Consider the following 19,343-nt stretch of genomic DNA (forward strand, 5'->3'; position numbering starts at 1 on the left):
TGCTAACGCGGGAGAGTAGGCCGCCGCCAGTTTTTATTTTATTTTTAAAAATCCTTTATCATAACGATAAAGGATTTTTTTTTGCTTTATACCCAACTCAGGGTTATGAGTAATGAGTAATGGGTAATGAGTAATAGATAATAGATAATAGATAATAGATAATAGATGCGCGTAATAAGCAATCATCAATTATCACTTATCATTCATGTTTCTCCCTAGCCCCGATAGCAATGGTTACCCCGCAGCAGTGGTGTAGAACCGCGGGCTTCGCGCATGGGAAAGCACTAGGCGCGAGGAGTATGAATGAATAGCGGGAAAAAGCTCCTGATTACTATCTGTAATTCATTTGTTATCCCCATCATTCAAATTAAAATAAAACTATCATCCTCTAAGGATCCAAGACCAAAAATAGTGAAGATTGTAAAGTATGGTACTTAGACCCTGAGGATGACATAAAGAAATTGTAAAGAAACTTCACTAATAGATAAATTTCTCTATGTAAGTCACTTTCAATTAATTGAATTGTTGTGAAGGCTTTACACTGTACTTTTTCGTATTACAAAATAACAAGAGCATTATTATTGTTCAATTGTTTATCACAGAGTAGACTTTATTCGTGCGATTATTTCTTATCCCACCAAATTCGGCCTTGTATATCACTTTCACTGGTTCCAAAATCAGGATCCTGCTTCATTTGGTTCAGTGCTTCATTTTGATTTTTATAATTCAGATTATCTTTTGAAGGAGTGGGAAGAACAATTCTTCTTGGCATAGTAAGCAGAACTCCAGCCCCATTAACTGTATTCTCTAGCTTTAGAGAAGTTGAAATATTAGGCATTCCTGTTCTTTTAATCAATGCCCATACTTCATTGGGCTGTTTGAAATAGTTGAGATATTCCTGAATTATGATTTGTTCCAGTGCCGATGATGGATTAAATTTGATCTGCGGTTCATTAAGATAAGCTGTAATATCGTTATCATTGGCTGCTGTATAGCTATCTACCAATGCTTCTTTGGCAATATAGTTATAGGTTTCAACAGACGCTCTGATTCCCTGTTCGTAAAGATCTTTTGCATTCGCAGGAATAATGTTTCTTGCTGCCAGTTCTGCCTTTAATAAAGAATAATCAGCGTACGTAAGAATGGGAAATACTGCATTTCCTGTTCCAATAATGCCATTAGAAGTATTTTCCGGTCTCCAGATTCTATATTGCAATCTGGAAATTGTATCATAATTCACTCCATCTAATAATCTTTTTGCAGAAGTGTAATAACGGCTCATGTTGGCTGGTACCATATTAGGACTGACAGGACCACCAACATAACGCTGACCTTCCGTAACGTGTTGCATTTTACCGGCAGCTGCGAGCTTATTTATATTTTGTTGGGAATAATCATTCTGCTGAAAAAATATTGATATTCTGGGATCTTTGTTTTCATTCATAAAATCAACCATAGGTTTTGTGGCAGACATTCCTGCAGGATTAAAATTACCATGCTCTGTAAATCTTCTGGCGCGTAACATGAAGCTTGACGCTGTACTGTTAATCTCATCCCTTGATAAAACCTGTGTAGCAATGGCCGTCACTTTGGATGGATTTCTTTTTATGAGCCTTGATGCAATTTTTAATCTTAGCGAATTGGCTACTCTTTTCCATTTGCTTATATCTCCTTTAAAAAATAAATCTTTATCTCCCGGATTTACCTGTACGGATTGATCTGCACTTTGTATGGCCGTATAAACATCATTTAGCTGTGTGTCAAAAACATCATACAATTGTTCCTGCGTTTCAAAGCCGGGCGTCTGTGTACCTCCATATCGGGCCTGAAAAGCTTCTGTATAAGCCACACTTCCATTCACATCTGTTACATACCATGCATAATAAACTTTTAAAATTGCAGCGATGCTTTTAATGTTTACGTATTTTATTTGTTCTTCGGCCGGCATGTGGTCAATTTTGTAAATAATGTCTGTGAGTAAAGCGCCATGGTCTCCATAAAAAATATCTTTCCTTTGATTCATATTTGAACCATCATCCATGAACTGTGAAGAGTTACCGGTACTGGGCACCAGGGTCTGGGTCCAGGGCATAATTCTGCGGTAATAATCGTAATAATATTCAAAACTGCCATTATAACCTTTCATAATGGCTAAAGTCAGAAGTTCTTCAGGGGTAGCGTTTATTTGATCTACCGGATTTGTATTGATCTCAGCAAAATCGCGGGTACAGGATATAAAAAAGAGAGATGACAGAGTAACTATAAGTATTTTTTTCATTTTTGATCATTTTTCGAGTTACTATTTTAGAATGAGAAATCCAGATTGAATCCGAAATATCTGGACATGGGAGAACCTCCATATTCCGCAAAGCTGCCTGCGCTGTTGGAATATTTTCCTTCCGGGTTTATTCCATCCGGTAGTTTATTGTATATATAAAATAAGTTCCTGCCTATAAGGGAAAGGTTCAGAGTATTTACTCCAAGAGACTTGATCATTTCAGGTTTAAAAGAGTAGGTCAGACGTGCTTCACGGAGAGATATCCATGTATTTTCAAACACGGCCTGTTCCCGGATACCATTGCCCCATGAGGCTAGATTATCATAATAGGAAGCCATATTTACAGGGTTGATCCATCCTTTTTCATAAGCTTCCTGATAAGTCATTCCACTTACATCTCTGGAGACTCCCTGTTTATCTTTTATAATGGAATTTTGGCCAAATACTCCATCGGGAATTACCCCATATTGAGTGTTGCCCTGGGAATCTGTATATTTGATTCCTCCTCTTTCCTCATCCCTATACTTTAACGTGGATGACAGGTTGCCAAGCTGAACGCCATAATTGTAGGTGGCGGAAAGAATATCACCTCCTACTCTGGCATCTATCAACACACTTAAAGATAAATTTTTATATCTGAAAGTGTTTCTGAAGCTGGCTAAAAAATCAGGAGTTAATTTCCCTACTGTAGTATATCCCTGATTTTGGTAAGAATCTGATCTCAGGTAAGAACCATCAGCTTTCAGAACTTTCATTCCGTTTCTGGGATCGTCAATTTTATTGCCATTCACATCCAGCGCCTGATATCTGGCATAGGCATATTTGGTTTGGATCAAACCATATTGTTGGCCTGGTATTGCTATACTTTTGAAATCAGTCCCCATACCCCAGTTTAATACATATTCAGTAACGCCGGGATAAAGTTCAATCAGCTTATCTCTGTTTTGAGAGAATGTAACTGTGGTATTCCATTTGAAGTTAGGTTGTTTCACCGGAACTGCGTTGACAACTACCTCGATGCCTTGATTTTGCAGATTTCCGGCGTTGATCTGCTGTTGGCTGAGTCCCGATTCTTGCGGTAAGGAAAGTGTTAACAGCTGATTCGTCGTATTGGTTTTATAAAAAGAAACATCAAAATCCAGCCGGTTACTGAAGAAAGCCATATTTAATCCAAATTCTACAGATCTGCTCAATTCATTTTTTAAATTTAAATTCGCGAGTGAGTTACTATTGAAGCCGACTAGCGGAATGCGGGTTCCATCTGGGGAATTGTAAGCAGAGGGGTCGGGTTTGTAATAAAGGCCGGAGCTTGTGTTGTATGGTGAAGTATCTCTTCCTACCCATGCCAGGCTTCCTCTCAGGCTTCCGGAGTTTATCCAATCCGGAAGTTTAAAAGAATTGGAAAATATCCAGTTTCCAACAAATGAAGGATAGAAATAGCTTATACTTCCATGTCCATCAGGATATGCCAATGTGGAAGACCAGTCATTCCGGCCTGTAATATCGATGAATAGCTGATCTTTCCATGCGAAATTAGCAAAGGCATACAAACCCTGGATTCTTTTAGGGGACTGATTACCATCGGTATAATAGGTCTCGCTTCCTATCGGATCTATTGAGTTCTGGATTTGGAAAACACCAGGAGAATTAAGCCCTCCATTTGTCCATTGTCTTGTAGCTTTGTATTTTGATCTGAAATCTTCTCCTCCAACAGATGCATTGAGGGTGAGATTTTCTGTTAATTTGAAGTTGGCGTTTAATAAAAATTTAGTAGTATACTGTTCCTTTCTTCCTTCCAGAATGCTATACCCACCACCAGCGAATCCTGCATTTTCTCCGAGTATTTTAGATTCATTAAGAAAATCATAATTGTTGAAATTGCCGGTTATCATCAAGTTAAGCCAGTCTGTTAGCTGGGATTTGAGCTCTAGCCTGCCTATATAATTGTTTTCCTTCTGGGTTCTTGTGTTCTGGAAAATATTAAAATAAGTAGACGTCATACCGTAAGGATCTGCACTGTCTTGTTTTCGTCCCCCATTTACAGGATCCAGATAATTGTTTTTCCAATATACAGCATCAAAACTTCTGGGAGTACCATAAATGAAACTAAAGAGTGGACTCTCATTTCCTCCCTGAGGTACGGGATTCTGACCGAAAGAGCGGTTATAATTGAAACTTGCATCTACCTGCAAATATTTATTGTACTGATGGGTTGCACGAATAAAATAGGCATTTTTGATAAACTTATTACGGGGAAGAATACCATCAGCTTCCTGATTGGTATAACTCAATAAGATTGTAGATTTATCATTTCCTCCGGAGAGCTCGAATGAGTTTTTCCGATCAAATCCTACCTGATAAATATCTTTGTAATTATTTGGCTGAGGATTCCACAGAATGGTCCTGCCATCAATATCCTGTACTGGTTTTCCGTCAAATTTTGGCCCGTAGCTGTAAAAAAAATTGTTTGGATCAATAAAACGGTCTCCGTTAGCATCCGTTGAAAAATTGGGTCCGATACCGGCACCGAATTCATTCTGAAACCTGGGACCGCTATAGACATGCTGTGTAGTAAGAGAAGAATTTATCCGGACACCCAATCCATTCGTACCTTTTCCTTTCTTCGTTGTAATGACAATAACCCCGTTAGCAGCCCGGGAACCATAAAGAGCCGATGCTGCAGCACCTCTTAGTATGGAAACGGATTCAAAAACATCTGAGTTCAGGTTTTTCATTTCATTACCGAAATCATAACCGGATCCCCAGGAATCAGCACCGGTTACTCCATTATCAATAATTACTCCATCAACTACTATCAACGGCTGGTTATTGTTACCTAATGATGTGTTTCCGCGGATCTGAATCCTGGCGCTGGACTGCGGACCTCCGGATCCTGCCGTAATTTCTACACCCGGAAGTTTTCCCTGAAGGGCTTCCATGGGATTAACAACACCAGCCTGGGTAATGTCTTTGGCCTCAACTTTGGTAATGGCATAGCCTAATTTTCTCTGATCTCTTTTGATCCCAAGTGCAGTAACAACAACTTCATCGATTTGTTTATTCTTTATTGAATCTTTCTTTGCATTTTGACCACTTACGTGGTTTGTACTCAATAGAAAACAAAAAACACCAACAGCCAAGGGAAGTCTTGTACTTAATTGTTTCATTTTGTTCATCATTTGCTTATTGCAATATATAAAAAAAACTGATACAGCAAGATAAATTTAAATATAACGTATTGGTTATCAGCGCTTGCAAGGTTGTTGTTTTCTTGTTAATGCTGATTTTAATGTATAATTTTCTTTAATTAACAATATTGAAAATATAAAAAATGACTATCTATTATTATCTGTAAATTTTATTTTTTTACTTTTTATATGATATGAGGGTTTTGTTATTAAATAAAGGATTGTAAAGTATTTATTGTTATTTTATATAATGTGTATGGGAAATCCCTTATCGTTATCACAATGGTTTTTTGCTTTATACCCAATAGGTACAGAATCAGATATAAGTAATGAGTAATGAGTAATGTAATGTAGTAATTATCATTAATCATTTATTCTTCAAAACCCAAATTACTCACCTTAACCGCCAATCCATTTCCAGCTGCTGTTTTACTACAGTTTACCGGATTATATCTGTCACGTTGTAGGAGGCTAAGTAAATTAGATTAAATTGTATAAAGCATAATTCAATAGTCTCTATAACAATCATTTGTCTGATTTTTAGTAACTAAGGTAATAGAACTTTTAATTAAATTTCACCATGTTTGGAAAAAATAGTAATTTAGAAAAGCGTTATCCGAAAAGCTTAAATAGAGTAGGAAATATCAAAAACTAAAATAACTATGAAAAATCTGGTAAAGGTTTCAAGAGAGAGTTTAAAATCATTAAAAGGAAGTGGAGGACCTGCATGTCCTGATGATCCTGCATTTGGAATGTGCTATCCTCCGGGCTGGCCAAATGGAATTTGTATGACTAAGTATCAATGCTGTATGAAACTTGGTGGGCCCATAGAATTTTGTAAGGAAGAATATGGCAAGTAAAATACTTCCTATTTTAAAGGATAAATAAAAAACGGCTATCTCAAAATCCTGAGATAGCCGTTTTCTATTTATGAATAATGATCATACCTGTATTACTCCAAGGTTGAATTTCTCTGTAATAGGAGCATGATTTGCTGCTTCAATTCCCATAGAAATCCACTTTCTTGTATCGGCAGGATTGATGATAGCATCTGTCCATAATCTTGCTGCGGCATACGTAGATTCAGTTTGTTTCTGGTATTTCTTTGAGATCGTATCCAGAATTTCATTGTGCTCCTCTTCGGAAATTTCTTTTCCTTGTTTTTTCAATGTTGATTCCTGAATCTGAGCCAGTACTTTTGCAGCTTGCGCTCCACCCATTACTGCCAGATCTGCCCAGGGCCATGCAACAATTAATCTTGGATCATAAGCTTTTCCACACATTGCATAATTTCCTGCTCCATAAGAATTACCTGTAATAATAGTGAACTTAGGAACAACAGAATTGGAAACTGCATTTACCATTTTAGCTCCGTCTTTGATAATTCCGCCATGTTCTGATTTGGAACCTACCATAAACCCGGTAACATCCTGTAAGAAGATCAAAGGTATCTTTCTTTGATTACAGTTGGCAATAAATCGGGTAGCTTTATCAGCAGAATCAGAGTAGATTACCCCTCCGAACTGCATTTCTCCTTTTCCACTTTTTACCAGCTTCCTCTGATTGGCTACAATGCCTACAGACCAGCCATCCACTCTGGCAGTTGCGCAGATAATACTTTTACCATAGTCTGGTTTATATTCATCATACTCGGAGTTATCCACAATACACTTGATAATTTCATAGGTATCGTATTGCTCAGCTCTTGAAACCGGCATAATTCCGAAAATATTTTCAGGGTTTTCTTTTGGTGGAAAGCTTTCTATCCTGTCGAAGCCTGCTTTTTCAGTACTTCCGATAGATTTCATGATGGTTTTGATCCTATTTAGAGCGTCTTTATCATCTTTAGCTTTATAATCCGTTACTCCCGAAATAGAGCAGTGAGTGGTAGCTCCACCTAATGTTTCATTATCAATACTTTCCCCGATAGCAGCCTTTACAAGATAGCTTCCGGCAAGGAAAATAGAGCCCGTTTTATCCACAATCATAGCCTCATCACTCATAATGGGAAGATAAGCTCCTCCAGCTACACAACTCCCCATAACAGCGGAGATCTGGATGATTCCCATAGAACTCATTTTAGCATTATTTCTGAAAATCCGCCCAAAATGTTCTTTATCCGGGAAAATTTCATCCTGCATAGGAAGATAAACACCCGCAGAGTCTACCAGATAAATAATAGGCAGTTTGTTTTCCATAGCAATTTCCTGTGCTCTCAGGTTTTTCTTTCCTGTGATAGGAAACCATGCACCTGCTTTTACAGAAGCATCATTAGCCACTACAATACATTGTCTTCCGGAAACGTAGCCAATAACTACTACAACGCCCCCGCTAGGACATCCTCCGTGCTCCTGGTACATCTCATATCCTGCAAATGCTCCTACTTCTATGGAATCTGAATCTTTATCGAGAAGATAATCTATTCTTTCTCTTGCTGTCATTTTTCCTTCATCACGAAGCTTTTGAAGCCTTTTCTCACCACCTCCTTTTTTAATTTCAGTGAGTAAGCGATTTATTTCAGATAATTTTAATCTGTTCTGATCCTCTCGTTTATTGAATTCGATGTCCATAAAATTTTCAATTTTTTACGCTTAAAGATACTATTTTTATGAGGAATACGAATTGGAAGTAAAACAGATGTTTAATTATTTGGTTTTTAGTAATTTGTGAAATTTTTAACTAAAAAATATTTTCAAATAATTTATATTTTTTCTAACTTTACATAAGAGTAATGGAGGGTGATAACCTCTGAAAATTACTCTGTTCCTAGTTTATTTTTTTAATAGTTTATTATTTGAAGGCCCTGAAAGTTTAACAAATTTTCAGGGTTTTTTTAGTAATGCGTGTGTTGTTAGTAATATTTTCTATATTCTATAATATTCAGATCGGTAAGATGATTCTTCTGTTTTTTATATTTTTTTGCAGGAATAAAGCCTAGCTTTTCCGGAATTTTTCTGCTGGCTCTATTGTCTTCATCTACAGGATATAAAATATAGTTTAAAGTAAAATTCTTTTCCAGAAATTCTATCAGGGCCGTTATGATTTCAGTCCCTAATCCTTTCCCCTGAGAACTCTTTTTTAGCCATAAGCCAAGTTCAACAGATTCTTCTGTTATGTTATGCATCCCGCAACATCCTATAAAATCCCTATCAGAATCAATAGCAGCCATTACAAGATCTGTGTTTTGTAATAAAGTTCTTTTTGATTCATTCACAAAGGTGATTATATCCTGTCTATTCCCTTGCGGGTTAAAAGGCATATATCTGGTCACCTCATTGGTAAAATGTTCCAAAATATCATCGATGTGTAAGTCTTTAACAGGACTTAAGGTCAGACGTTTTGTTTTGATTTCTATGCTCTGGCTTAATATCATAATTAAATAATTGATCCTTTTTATTAAATTAATAGAATGGTTCTGAATTAAGAGTAAAGCTGTTAAAAACTTTATTTATTATCTTTTTATTAATGTAAATTTATATTTTTTTGCAAGATTTATAAAAGCGTATTTGTAAATTTGCACGTTAAAATAAAAAGGGGATAGGGTATGCATAAATTGGCACTTTTCAGATTGCATTTAATAGTATTTTTGTGGGGGTTCACTGCAATTTTAGGAAAACTGATTCAGGCCAATGCTCAGATTCTGGTGTTTTACAGAATGTTGTTTGCCTCTGTTTTTCTTTACTTATTTATCCGGATTTTTAAAAAGGAGAGCATAAAGGTCTCCAAAAAAATATTTTTTCAACTGGCAGCCATAGGTTTTGCCATGGCACTTCATTGGTATTGCTTTTTTTATTCTATTAAAGTTTCCAATGTTTCTATTGCCTTAAGCTGTCTCTCATTATCTACGCTTTTTGCCTCCATTCTCGAGCCTATTATTTTTAAAAGGAAAATTGATGTATCTGAAGTGTTAATGGGAACTGTTATTGTCGCCTGTATACTATTGATCTTTAAAACAGAATTTCATTTTAAGGAGGGTATTATGTATGGAATTCTGTGCGCTATATTCGGGACTGTTTTTTCTGTTTTTAATGGTAAGATGTTTGGGAAAACAAGTTCAGGAAATATCATTTTTTATGAAATATTCTGCGGTTGGTTCATTTTAATGATATTTTATTTGCTTTCAGGGCAAATTTTTCAGATGAATGAAATAAACTACAGAGATCTGGCGTTAATATGCTTGTTAGCCAGTGTTTTTACAGCTTTTCCAATGCTGGAATCTGTGAATTTAATGAAATATATATCACCCTTCACTTTAATTTTAACAGTTAATTTAGAACCTGTCTACGGAATTATACTAGCTTTTTTTATCTTTGGGGAATCAGAACATATGAGCCCTATATTTTATATTGCTTCAGGTGTTATGATACTGGCAATCATTGCAAACGGATTAATAAAAGCCAGAAAAACTAAAAACTTAAACTAAGCATCAAATTTATATGATGAAAAAATATTTTTTACTTGCATTTTCACTGCTGTTTGGGCTTTCTCAATCTCAGATTATCAGGAAATATTCCAATGAATTCTTAAATATCGGTGCCGGAGCAAGAGGTCTTGCAATGGGAGGAGCAGTAATTACGAACCAGGATGACGTATATTCTCCAATGTGGAACCCTGCCGGTTTAATGTCAATTGAAAGAGACTGGCAAGGGGCAGCAATGCATGCAGAATACTTCGAGTCCATTGCAAAATATGACTATCTGGCCTATGCAAAAGTACTTGAAGAAGGTGTTTTTGGGGTTTCGGTAGTAAGGCTTGGAGTAGATAATATTTTGAATACTACCCAAATGATTGATTCTGAAGGAAACATTGATTATGATAAAATTACCAAGTTTTCTCAGTCCGACTATGCTGCTATTCTTTCTTATGCTTTCCGACCGGGAGGAAATCCAAAATTGGATGTAGGGGTGAATGCTAAAATAGTTTATAGAAATGTAGGTAAATTTGCGAATGGTTATGGTTTTGGTTTCGATGTCGGAGCAATTTACAAGGCAGATAACGGATGGAAGTTCGGGGGAATGGTAAGAGATATTACAACTACGGTAAACTTCTGGACGATTAATCAGAAAGAACTTTCTACTGTTGTAAACGGGGAAGAGTTTAACCCTGCACCTAAAGATAAGCTGGAACTTACGATGCCTAAGCTGAATGTAGGTGCCAGCAAATTATTCGAAATTAATAGCAGTGTGTATGTATTACCGGAAGCAGGGATCAATGTTGATTTTGCTAAAACTGCATCTTTAATTTCAACAGATTTTGCCAGTATCAGTCCATATGCCGGAGCTGAACTGGGATATCAGAAAATGATTTTTGTGAGATTGGGGATCAACAGATTCCAGTCTATTACAGATATAGAAGACCTTAAGAGAAAAGTTTCTTTCCAGCCGAGTGCAGGTCTTGGGATCAGATATAGAGGGCTTACACTGGATTATGCAATTACGAATTCAGGGATTGGCGGATCTAATTTCTATTCCAATTTCTTCTCATTAAAACTGGATATGGGAGCATTTAGAAACGATTAAAATTATAAAAATGAAAAAGTTATCAATATTGGTGATGGCTGTTTGTTCAACAATGGCTTTCGCACAAAAGGTTTCAGATTATAAATATGTTGCAGTTCCCGAAAAATTTCAGACTTTCAACGGAGATTACGGATTAAAAAACTCTTTTGTTAAAGCTCTGACAGAAAGAAAATATATAATTCTTCCTATCATTAAAGATAACTGGCCGTCTGAAGCAAAAATCAATTATTGTAATGTGATTACAGCAGATGTTCTCAATGATAAAAGTATATTTAAAAATAAACTGATATTACAGTTTAAAGATTGTAATAACAACCTGATACTGGAGTCTAAAGGGAGTTCAAATATTAAAGAATTTGAAGAAGGATTAGGTGAAGCATTGAAACTGGCTTTAATAAAAGTACCAGCTTCCAATCCGGTTGCCCTACTTCCTGCATCCGGTAATACTGTTCAGAATTCATCTTCTGAGCCTGTAGTGGCTGTAGCATCTGCAACAACTCCGGAATCAAGTAATTACTCGAATGGGAAACTGAATCTTCAGAAGATACAGATTGATCCTAGCCAGTTTATTTTGGCAAAGTCTGGCAGCTCTGTACCTTTTGCGGTTTTCAAAGCAACATCAAAGAACGCTGTCTTCCTTGTAAAAATGGCTGATGGAAATACTACCATCGGATATTTTGAAAACGGAAATATTGTGATAGATATTCCACAGACTGACGGAAGATACTCCAAAGAAGTTTTTGCTGCTAAATAATTTACATCAATAATAAAAAACAGATCATCCTTAATTCATAACTTTTTAGAATTAAGGATTTATTTTAACTAATAGCTATGAAAAAAGTTTACATTTCTATACTGGCAATACTGTCAGTATTTTCGAGCGCACAAAGTGTATTTAATACCCAGTTAAACGAAATTAATTTTGGGGCTTCCAGTGATCCTGATAGTTTTATAAAATACAATAATCATATTCTTTTCACAGCCACCAAGTCTACAGAGGAAGGAAGGGAACTGTGGAGCTTTGATCCGGGTACTCAAAAATCAATTCTGCTGAAGAATGTTTTTCCGGGATACAGCATTGGGATGGCTGGAGATCCGTCTTTTATGAGGCTCAATAATAAAATTTACTTTATTGCTGTACAAAGCAATAGCTCGTCCAATAATCAGCTTTGGGTCACAGACGGAACCACGGTAGGAACATCCAAGGTAAAAGATCTGAATTTTGAGTTTTCGGTGGCTGCAACTGCTGCGGTTGGAAATAATATCTTTTTCTACCACCACAATGAACTTTGGTCTTACAATACCGTTACAGATAGCCTGCAGCTATTAAAAACATTTCAATATTCCGGTGATGTAAAAATGTATACCATGAATAATACTTTGTTCCTGGCCGCAGATGACGGCACACATGGAAAAGAGATATGGAAATCAGATGGAACCGTTGCCGGAACATCTTTATTAAAGGATATTGTTCCCAATGCAGGTGGAAGTATTAATGGCGATTTTAAAGCACTGATCTTTAAAAATAAACTATACTTCGTTGTTAATCTTGGAACAGGAACAGCGGGATATGAATTATATTCAACAGATGGAACGGAAGCGGGAACAGTATCCATAAAATCTGTAGGTTATCCGCAGCTGGAAGGAGCTGCCGCTGATAATTATTTTGTTTTTACAGGATTTGATGCAGCAAATGGCTATGAACCATGGGTTTCTGATGGAACAACGGCAGGAACTTATCTGTTGAAAAATCTAATGCCTGGAGCTACAAGTTCTATGGCAATGAAGAAATTTGTAAAATATAATAACAAAATATTCTTTGAAAGTAGTGCCAACGGTGTTAACTCTATGTATGGTAATTATATCTGGGAAACAGATGGTACAGAAGCCGGATCTGTTCTGTTCAATACGCACGCAGGAGCTTTGATTTATGGAAACAGCTCAGATAATAATCATTTGATTCTTACGATGGCTAATTATGGAAACAGATATTGGATAGTGAATGGAAATTCTTCACAGAGTTTTGAGATTTCAGGACTTGGAATGCCAAATAATAATAGTTTTGTAGACCTGAATTCTAAAATTTATCTTACCGGAAATACCCCTAAATATGGCACTGAACTATTTTCACTAAACCCGGTGACCCATCAGACTGCAATAGCTTCGGACATCAGTAGATTTGAAAGTTCTTTGCCTCATGCATTTCAGGTACTGAATGATGATCTTATTTTCATTGCGACAGACAGACAGTATAACAGCCAGATTTATAAGAGAAATAAAATCACACAGCAGATTGAGAGAATATCCAGCTTTGGAGGAAATTCGTTTATAGGTATGGGCAGTGACTTTAATGACAATTTCATTAAAGTAGGAAACTATCTTTACACTCCGGAAGCAGCTTACAGAACAGATGGTACAGAAGCCAATACTTTGTCAATATCATCCCCCAATATTACCAGCAGGGTACCGTATACCAGCTTGAACGATAATACATTGCTTTTTGCCGGATATAATAATGTGGTAGGAACTGAACTTTGGAAGATTGACAATACTTCCAATACTGTTAGTATGGTCAAAGATATTTCCCAGGATAATATGGGAAGTCTTTATTCTGTAGATTCAAAAACTGCAATACTGAATGGTTTTGCTTATTTTGTGGCAAAAGATAATGGAAAACTGGGGATCTGGAAAACAGATGCTACTGAAGCCAATACCCAAAAGGTAATACAGTTCTCCTATCAGGATGGGACAGATGGAGATATTAAAGTACTGAACGCTTTTAATAATAAATTATTCTTTACAAAACAACAGGAAAATACTCCTTCGAATTACAGCTCTGGGCAAAACGAACTTTGGATTTCAAACGGTAATCAGGCATCTGCTACATTACTGAAATCTTACGCTGCGCCTTATGGCTCTTCAAGTATTGCGAGAGAAACAATAATATTTAATAATAAACTTTTTTATGTCACTTCAGGTTATCCTTCTCCAGCGCTGCATTCTACAGATGGAACAGTGGCAGGGACAGAACAGATACTAGCGGGAAACTTTTTGGGTGATGTAAAATTTAAAAAATGTGGGAATCAGTTATTTTTTACCAATAACAATAGTACACAGTTGTGGAAAACAGATGGAACAGCGAATGGCACATCTGATTTATCCCAAAATTTTTCTTCAGTGAAAGATATGACGTGTGCCAACAATTATCTTTACTTTCTTAATGGGGATTCCCAAAAGGTATGGAAAAGTGACGGTGTTTCAACTTCTCCGATGGATATTTTCGTGACAAACGATGATAATCAGCTGTTGGTTAATGAAAATATTCAGAAAATGGGAACAGATGGCGGGAAATTATTTCTGACCATGAATACCAAAGAACATGGAAGTGAATTGTATGTAGTGACTGATCCACTGCCTGTTTATCTTGCAACCCATGAAATATCAGGCGCAGAAAGTAAAAGAGGAAATGCAGATCTGCAGATTTATCCTAATCCTGTTTCAGAATATTTTTCAATAAAACTGAACGAAAATTCTAAAATAGAAAACGTGAAAATTTTTGATGCCTCCGGAAAACTTGTGAAGAATATTATCTACAATAATAAAAATATTGATGTAGCAGAACTTCCATCAGGAATATATTTTGTTAAGTTAAAAACAAATAAAGGGGAATATGTAGGTAAGATTATAAAAAAATAATACGTGTAAAAGGCTCTTAAAAAGAGCCTTTTATAATATATATGCTGATGTGTTTTTCATTTTTGAAACTTTAAACATTCCATCCTTTAGCTATGGAAAGTAATCTAACCATTGATGGAAAATGATACCGTTAAAATAGGTGTAAAAATGAGAAAAATTTTCACAGTATTATTGTTATTAGTTGATAACTCTAATTTATGAAAAAAATACATATAATAATATTTTTAAGTAAAATATTTATTTATTTAGGTGTTTTGTTGCTGTGTTAGTGTTATATCAGGAGGAATTTTAGTTTTTGTCTCATTTTGATAAAATAGAAATATCTTATGAAATCTTACGAATAAGCATCTTTTATTTGTGGTAACTTCACCACTGTAGTAAGCGGGATCATTAATTAGCATTAAAAAACGCCCAAACTACCTTAGCTTTACTTTTACCCAGAATTTCTTCCAGGGTTTCCAGATTAGCTTCTTTGATTCGTTTTACAGATTTCAGTTTAGACAGAAGTAATTCAATAGTTTTTTCTCCCACACCAGGAATTTCCTCCAGCTCAGATTTTATAGTAGAATTTTTTCTTCTTGTTCTGTGATGTTTTACCCCAAATCGGTGGGCTTCATCACGGACACGCTGAAGGATTTTCAACGTTTCAGATTTTTTATCAAGATATAAAGGAATAGGATCTTCCGGGAAGAAAATTTCTTCCAGTCTCTTGGCAATCCCTACAATGGTAATTTTTCCATAAAGTCCTAATAACCTCAGGCTTTTTACAGCAGAAGACAACTGCCCTTTTCCACCATCAATCAGAATCAGCTGAGGAAGGCTTTCCCCTTCATCCAGCATTCTTTTATAACGGCGGTAGATAACCTCTTCCATTGTTGCAAAGTCGTTTGGCCCTTCTACGGTTTTAGGGTGGAAAATTCGGTAATCTGCCTTACTTGGTTTCCCATCTTTAAAAACAACACATGCCGATACCGGATTCGTTCCCTGAATATTGGAGTTATCAAAACCTTCAATATGTCTTGGCTCTACAGGCATTCTCAACAGTTTCTGCATTTCGGCCATAATTCTGTTGGTATGTCTTTCAGGATCTACAATCTGAACCTGCTTCAGCTTTTCCAGACGGTATTCTTTAGCATTCTTTTCAGAAAGCTCTACAATTCTTTTTTTATCTCCTACCTTGGGAACAATAAGTTTTACATTTGGAATTTCTACAGAAAGATGAAACGGTAAAAGAACTTCCTTAGAATCTGAAGAAAACTTTTGACGGATCTCTATCAAAGCTTCCTCCATAATATCTTCATCGGTTTCCTCAAGAATCTTTTTAATTTCAGTAGTAAAACTCTGTATAATATTTCCGTTTCTGATTTTAAAGAAATTGACATATGCTGCTGTTTCATCACTGGTCATTCCGAAAACATCTACATCATCAATATTAGGGTTAACAACCGTGTTTTTAGCCTGATAATCTTCAAGAATATCCAGTCTTTCCTTAATGATCTGGGCCTCTTCAAACTTTAGGTTGGTCGCCAGTTTCATCATCTGATTCACCAGATAATCTTTTGCTTTACGGAAATCTCCTTTGATAATTCCGCGGATAGCATCTATTTTTTCGTCATAATCTTCCTTGCTTTCAAGATCTTCACAGGGGCCTTCACAGTTTTTGATGTGATATTCCAGACAGACTTTATATTTTCCATCTGCGATCTTGGCCGGAGAAAGATTCAGGTTGCACGTTCTAAGCTTATAGATGTGTTTTATGGTATCCAGCAATATCTTTGCAGGACGTACTTTTGCATACGGACCGTAATATTCTGATCCGTCTTTAATCATATTCCGGGTCAGAAAAATTCTGGGAAAATCTTCATTTTTGATACAAATCCATGGGTAGGTCTTGTCATCTTTCAACATGACATTATAAAACGGCTGGTATTCTTTAATCAGATTATTTTCCAGTAAAAGTGCATCATACTCACTGTTTACAATCGTTGTTTCCAGTCGCTGGATTTTGCTGACCATTATTTTGATCCTGTATCCTGAAAGGTTTTTGTTGAAATAGGAGAGTACCCTCTTTTTCAGATTTTTAGCTTTCCCAACATACAAAAGCTGTTCGTTTTTATCATAATAACGATAAACGCCGGGTTCGGATGGTAAGGTTTTGAGCTGTAGTTCTAAAGAAGGATTCATATAACAAAATTAAGGAAACTTTCCCTATTTAAAAAAGAAAAACCTGAAGATGACTCTACAGGTTTTATTTTATGGTTCAAAGTATTTTATCCGTTTGCCATTGCAGTATATTCACTTACAAGAAAACTGAAGTAATCCCATTCCACAGAGTTCTTAGGATATTTTTTCATAAAATCCTGGTTATCTCCAAAAAGGAAATCGTAATTATCTTCAAAATCATCTTTATGCAGCCACATCACTTTGTTGCCCTTTTTTACATAATAAGATTTGATAACCCCGCCTCCAAGCTGTGGAGAGCCCATTACAGAAAACCCTGTAGTTTCTTTAGCCCTCGGATCGTGGTATACTGAAATAATATCATCAAAACCTGGGTTGATAACCTGCATCAGAAATTCCTTATCATCTTTTTTGTTCTTTAGAGAAACAGTCTGGTTGACAAAATAAATTCTGTCATTATTGGTGTTTTTCGTCAATTTCTTAGTTCCGAAATTTCTGATATTCCCCATATATTTTGCCACTTTTGCAATCTTCTCCGCATTGCTTGGATACACATACATCTCATTGATCTGATCCGCATTGAAAGTTGCATTCTTTTTGGTAACACTGTCTTTAATAGCGACTTCGTAGATCTGTCCTTTTTTGGTTTCAATCTTATTACAGAAACCTTTGTAGGTAGTTCCGTCTTTTAGGATGATGGTAGATGTTTTCTTAGGAGATGGAGTATTAAAACCCTCATTAAAAAGGTAAGTTTCCATTTTTTTGATATCCTCTTTAGAGTATTTTACTTTCTGCGCGAAAGCAGTTGTGCTTGCTACACATACAGCAAGAAGTAGAGTTTTCAGTCTCATGTATTATTGTTTTTAATTTTCAGGGCTAAAAGTAGTAAATTATTTCGCTTGTTTTATAAAAATATAGAAGATTGAAATTTAGCTTTTCCAATTATTGTTAAATGCGTAATTTTAAGGAAATTTTTTAGAAATGATATACGGAGTAGATGTTTTTACTTTCCATGATGTTCTGGAAATATGTAAAAAACCTAATAAAGCCAAGCTAAACAAAGCAGCAAAAGAACAAATTTTAAAATCTCAGAAAAACGTACAGAAAATAGTAGAATCAGACAGATGTGTATATGGAATCAATACAGGATTCGGGCCATTATGCGATACTAAAATTTCAGCGGACGAAACAGCTCAGTTACAATATAATCTGATCATTTCTCACGCCGTAGGAGTAGGAAAGCCTATTGATAAGGAGCTTTCCAAGATTATGATCATTGCCAAAGTGCATGCTCTTTCGAAAGGATTTTCAGGAGTTTCCCTGGAAGTTATTGAAAGAATGATTCTGATGCTTGAAAAAGATATCATTCCGGTGGTTCCTGAACAAGGATCTGTAGGAGCTTCAGGAGATCTTGCTCCGTTAGCGCATCTTGTATTGCCCTTACTTGGTTTAGGACAGGTTTGGGAAGGAGATCAGGTATCTGATACCATGGAAGTTTTGAAAAAGCATGACCTTGAACCCCTGGCTCTAGGCCCAAAAGAAGGATTAGGCTTGATCAACGGTACGCAGTTTATCCTTGCTCATGCCATCAAAGGACTTGAGAAATTTGAATACTTATTAGATCTTGCAGATATGACAGCTGCTATGAGTATTGAAGCTTACAGAGGTTCTGAAAGCCCTTTCAAAAAAGAGCTTCATGAGATCAGACCTTTTGAAGGCAGTAAAAAAGTAGCTGCAAGAATGGTTAAATTCCTGAAAGGATCACAAAATATGAAAGCTCACGAAGACTGTGAGAGAGTTCAGGATCCTTATTCCATGAGATGTGTACCACAGGTTCATGGAGCCAGCAGAAATGCCTTTGAGCACCTTAAAGGAATGGCAGAAACAGAATTGAACTCCGTTACCGATAATCCGATCGTACTAAGTGCTGAAGAATCTATTTCAGGTGGAAACTTCCACGGACAGCTGATGGCGTTGCCTTTGGATTATGCTACATTAGCAGCAGCAGAATTGGGGAATATTTCGGACAGAAGAAGTTATTTATTATTGGAAGGAAAATACGGACTTCCAAGATTATTAACGGAAAGCTCAGGGTTAAATTCCGGGTTTATGATTCCTCAGTATACTTCAGCAGCTTTGGTTACAGAGAATAAAACATTATGTTTCCCGGCATCAGCAGACTCTATTCCAACAAGTTTAGGTCAGGAAGATCATGTTTCTATGGGAAGTATTTCAGGAAGAAAATTCAATCAGGTTCTTGGAAATCTTGTCAATATTCTATCTGTTGAGTTGATGTTTGCAGCTCAGGGACTTGAGTTCAGAAGACCTGCGAAATGCTCTAAAGTAATTGAAGAAAACTTTGCGATTCTTCGTTCTAAAGTTGCCAAGCTGGAAGATGACAGGCTGATCGGTAAAGATATGCTGGCAATTGCTGAGTTAATTAACGAAAGAAAATTTATTGTCAACTAATATAAGATAAAA

The 19,343-nt window shown here is 36.2% G+C and carries 12 protein-coding genes; 6 read left to right on the forward strand and 6 right to left on the reverse strand.

Annotation, left to right across the window (positions count from 1 at the left end; all coding sequences use genetic code 11):
• Positions 1-622: 622 nt before the first annotated feature.
• Both FB551_RS18615 and FB551_RS18620 read right to left on the reverse strand, forming a co-directional pair.
• Positions 623-2,278, reverse strand: coding sequence for a SusD/RagB family nutrient-binding outer membrane lipoprotein (locus FB551_RS18615; protein ID WP_142018533.1), 1,656 nt, complete (start codon positions 2,276-2,278; stop codon positions 623-625).
• Between the two features lie 26 nt (positions 2,279-2,304).
• Positions 2,305-5,445: a SusC/RagA family TonB-linked outer membrane protein gene (locus FB551_RS18620; protein ID WP_142018534.1), complete on the reverse strand. Its 3,141-nt coding sequence runs from the start codon at positions 5,443-5,445 to the stop codon at positions 2,305-2,307.
• Between the two features lie 683 nt (positions 5,446-6,128).
• On the opposite strand from FB551_RS18620, the gene FB551_RS18625 reads away from it, so the two are divergent.
• Positions 6,129-6,326 carry a hypothetical protein gene (locus tag FB551_RS18625; RefSeq protein ID WP_142018535.1) on the forward strand — a complete coding sequence of 66 codons (198 nt, stop codon included), beginning with the start codon at positions 6,129-6,131 and terminating at the stop codon, positions 6,324-6,326.
• 81 nt (positions 6,327-6,407) lie between these two features.
• On the opposite strand, the gene FB551_RS18630 is transcribed toward FB551_RS18625, so the two are convergent.
• Positions 6,408-8,036 (reverse strand): acyl-CoA carboxylase subunit beta, encoded by a 1,629-nt coding sequence (locus FB551_RS18630; RefSeq protein ID WP_047428580.1) that lies wholly within the window; start codon positions 8,034-8,036, stop codon positions 6,408-6,410.
• Positions 8,037-8,317: 281 nt separating this feature from the next.
• On the reverse strand, positions 8,318-8,839 hold the full coding sequence (locus FB551_RS18635; RefSeq protein ID WP_142018536.1) for a GNAT family N-acetyltransferase: 522 nt from the start codon (positions 8,837-8,839) through the stop codon (positions 8,318-8,320).
• A 171-nt stretch (positions 8,840-9,010) separates the two neighbouring features.
• Between FB551_RS18635 and FB551_RS18640 the strand changes: the two genes are divergently transcribed.
• The 4 genes from FB551_RS18640 (at position 9,011) to FB551_RS18655 (ending at position 14,681) form a co-directional block, all read left to right on the forward strand.
• Complete coding sequence (locus tag FB551_RS18640; protein WP_047428574.1) at positions 9,011-9,889, forward strand: DMT family transporter; 879 nt, start codon at positions 9,011-9,013, stop codon at positions 9,887-9,889.
• A gap of 13 nt (positions 9,890-9,902) precedes the next feature.
• Positions 9,903-10,985, forward strand: coding sequence for a putative type IX sorting system protein PorV2 (locus FB551_RS18645; RefSeq protein WP_047428571.1), 1,083 nt, complete (start codon positions 9,903-9,905; stop codon positions 10,983-10,985).
• Positions 10,986-10,995: 10 nt separating this feature from the next.
• Positions 10,996-11,739 (forward strand): hypothetical protein, encoded by a 744-nt coding sequence (locus FB551_RS18650; protein ID WP_142018537.1) that lies wholly within the window; start codon positions 10,996-10,998, stop codon positions 11,737-11,739.
• A 77-nt stretch (positions 11,740-11,816) separates the two neighbouring features.
• Positions 11,817-14,681, forward strand: a complete 2,865-nt coding sequence (locus tag FB551_RS18655) for a T9SS type A sorting domain-containing protein (protein WP_142018538.1) — start codon at positions 11,817-11,819, stop codon at positions 14,679-14,681.
• Between the two features lie 390 nt (positions 14,682-15,071).
• Here the strand turns inward: FB551_RS18655 and uvrC are convergent, their stop codons facing one another.
• Positions 15,072-16,865, reverse strand: a complete 1,794-nt coding sequence (uvrC, locus tag FB551_RS18660; protein WP_047428562.1) for an excinuclease ABC subunit UvrC — start codon at positions 16,863-16,865, stop codon at positions 15,072-15,074.
• A gap of 86 nt (positions 16,866-16,951) precedes the next feature.
• On the reverse strand, positions 16,952-17,713 hold the full coding sequence (locus FB551_RS18665; protein ID WP_142018539.1) for a hypothetical protein: 762 nt from the start codon (positions 17,711-17,713) through the stop codon (positions 16,952-16,954).
• Positions 17,714-17,843: 130 nt separating this feature from the next.
• On the opposite strand from FB551_RS18665, the gene hutH reads away from it, so the two are divergent.
• A complete protein-coding gene (gene hutH / locus FB551_RS18670) occupies positions 17,844-19,331 on the forward strand; it encodes a histidine ammonia-lyase (RefSeq protein WP_142018540.1) in 1,488 nt (495 codons plus the stop codon).
• Positions 19,332-19,343: the final 12 nt, after the last annotated feature.

Source organism: Chryseobacterium aquifrigidense (genome assembly GCF_006716485.1).
GTDB lineage: Bacteria > Bacteroidota > Bacteroidia > Flavobacteriales > Weeksellaceae > Chryseobacterium > Chryseobacterium vietnamense.

What these genes read in the sequence shown, in the direction of transcription:
- uvrC (WP_047428562.1), bottom strand. Translation starts at nt 16,865, where the DNA reads ATGAATCCTTCTTTAGAACTACAGCTCAAAACCTTACCATCCGAACCC.
- FB551_RS18645 (WP_047428571.1), top strand. Translation starts at nt 9,903, where the DNA reads ATGATGAAAAAATATTTTTTACTTGCATTTTCACTGCTGTTTGGGCTT.
- FB551_RS18640 (WP_047428574.1), top strand. Translation starts at nt 9,011, where the DNA reads ATGCATAAATTGGCACTTTTCAGATTGCATTTAATAGTATTTTTGTGG.
- FB551_RS18615 (WP_142018533.1), bottom strand. Translation starts at nt 2,278, where the DNA reads ATGAAAAAAATACTTATAGTTACTCTGTCATCTCTCTTTTTTATATCC.
- FB551_RS18650 (WP_142018537.1), top strand. Translation starts at nt 10,996, where the DNA reads ATGAAAAAGTTATCAATATTGGTGATGGCTGTTTGTTCAACAATGGCT.
- FB551_RS18635 (WP_142018536.1), bottom strand. Translation starts at nt 8,839, where the DNA reads ATGATATTAAGCCAGAGCATAGAAATCAAAACAAAACGTCTGACCTTA.
- FB551_RS18665 (WP_142018539.1), bottom strand. Translation starts at nt 17,713, where the DNA reads ATGAGACTGAAAACTCTACTTCTTGCTGTATGTGTAGCAAGCACAACT.
- hutH (WP_142018540.1), top strand. Translation starts at nt 17,844, where the DNA reads ATGATATACGGAGTAGATGTTTTTACTTTCCATGATGTTCTGGAAATA.
- FB551_RS18625 (WP_142018535.1), top strand. Translation starts at nt 6,129, where the DNA reads ATGAAAAATCTGGTAAAGGTTTCAAGAGAGAGTTTAAAATCATTAAAA.
- FB551_RS18630 (WP_047428580.1), bottom strand. Translation starts at nt 8,036, where the DNA reads ATGGACATCGAATTCAATAAACGAGAGGATCAGAACAGATTAAAATTA.
- FB551_RS18655 (WP_142018538.1), top strand. Translation starts at nt 11,817, where the DNA reads ATGAAAAAAGTTTACATTTCTATACTGGCAATACTGTCAGTATTTTCG.
- FB551_RS18620 (WP_142018534.1), bottom strand. Translation starts at nt 5,445, where the DNA reads ATGAAACAATTAAGTACAAGACTTCCCTTGGCTGTTGGTGTTTTTTGT.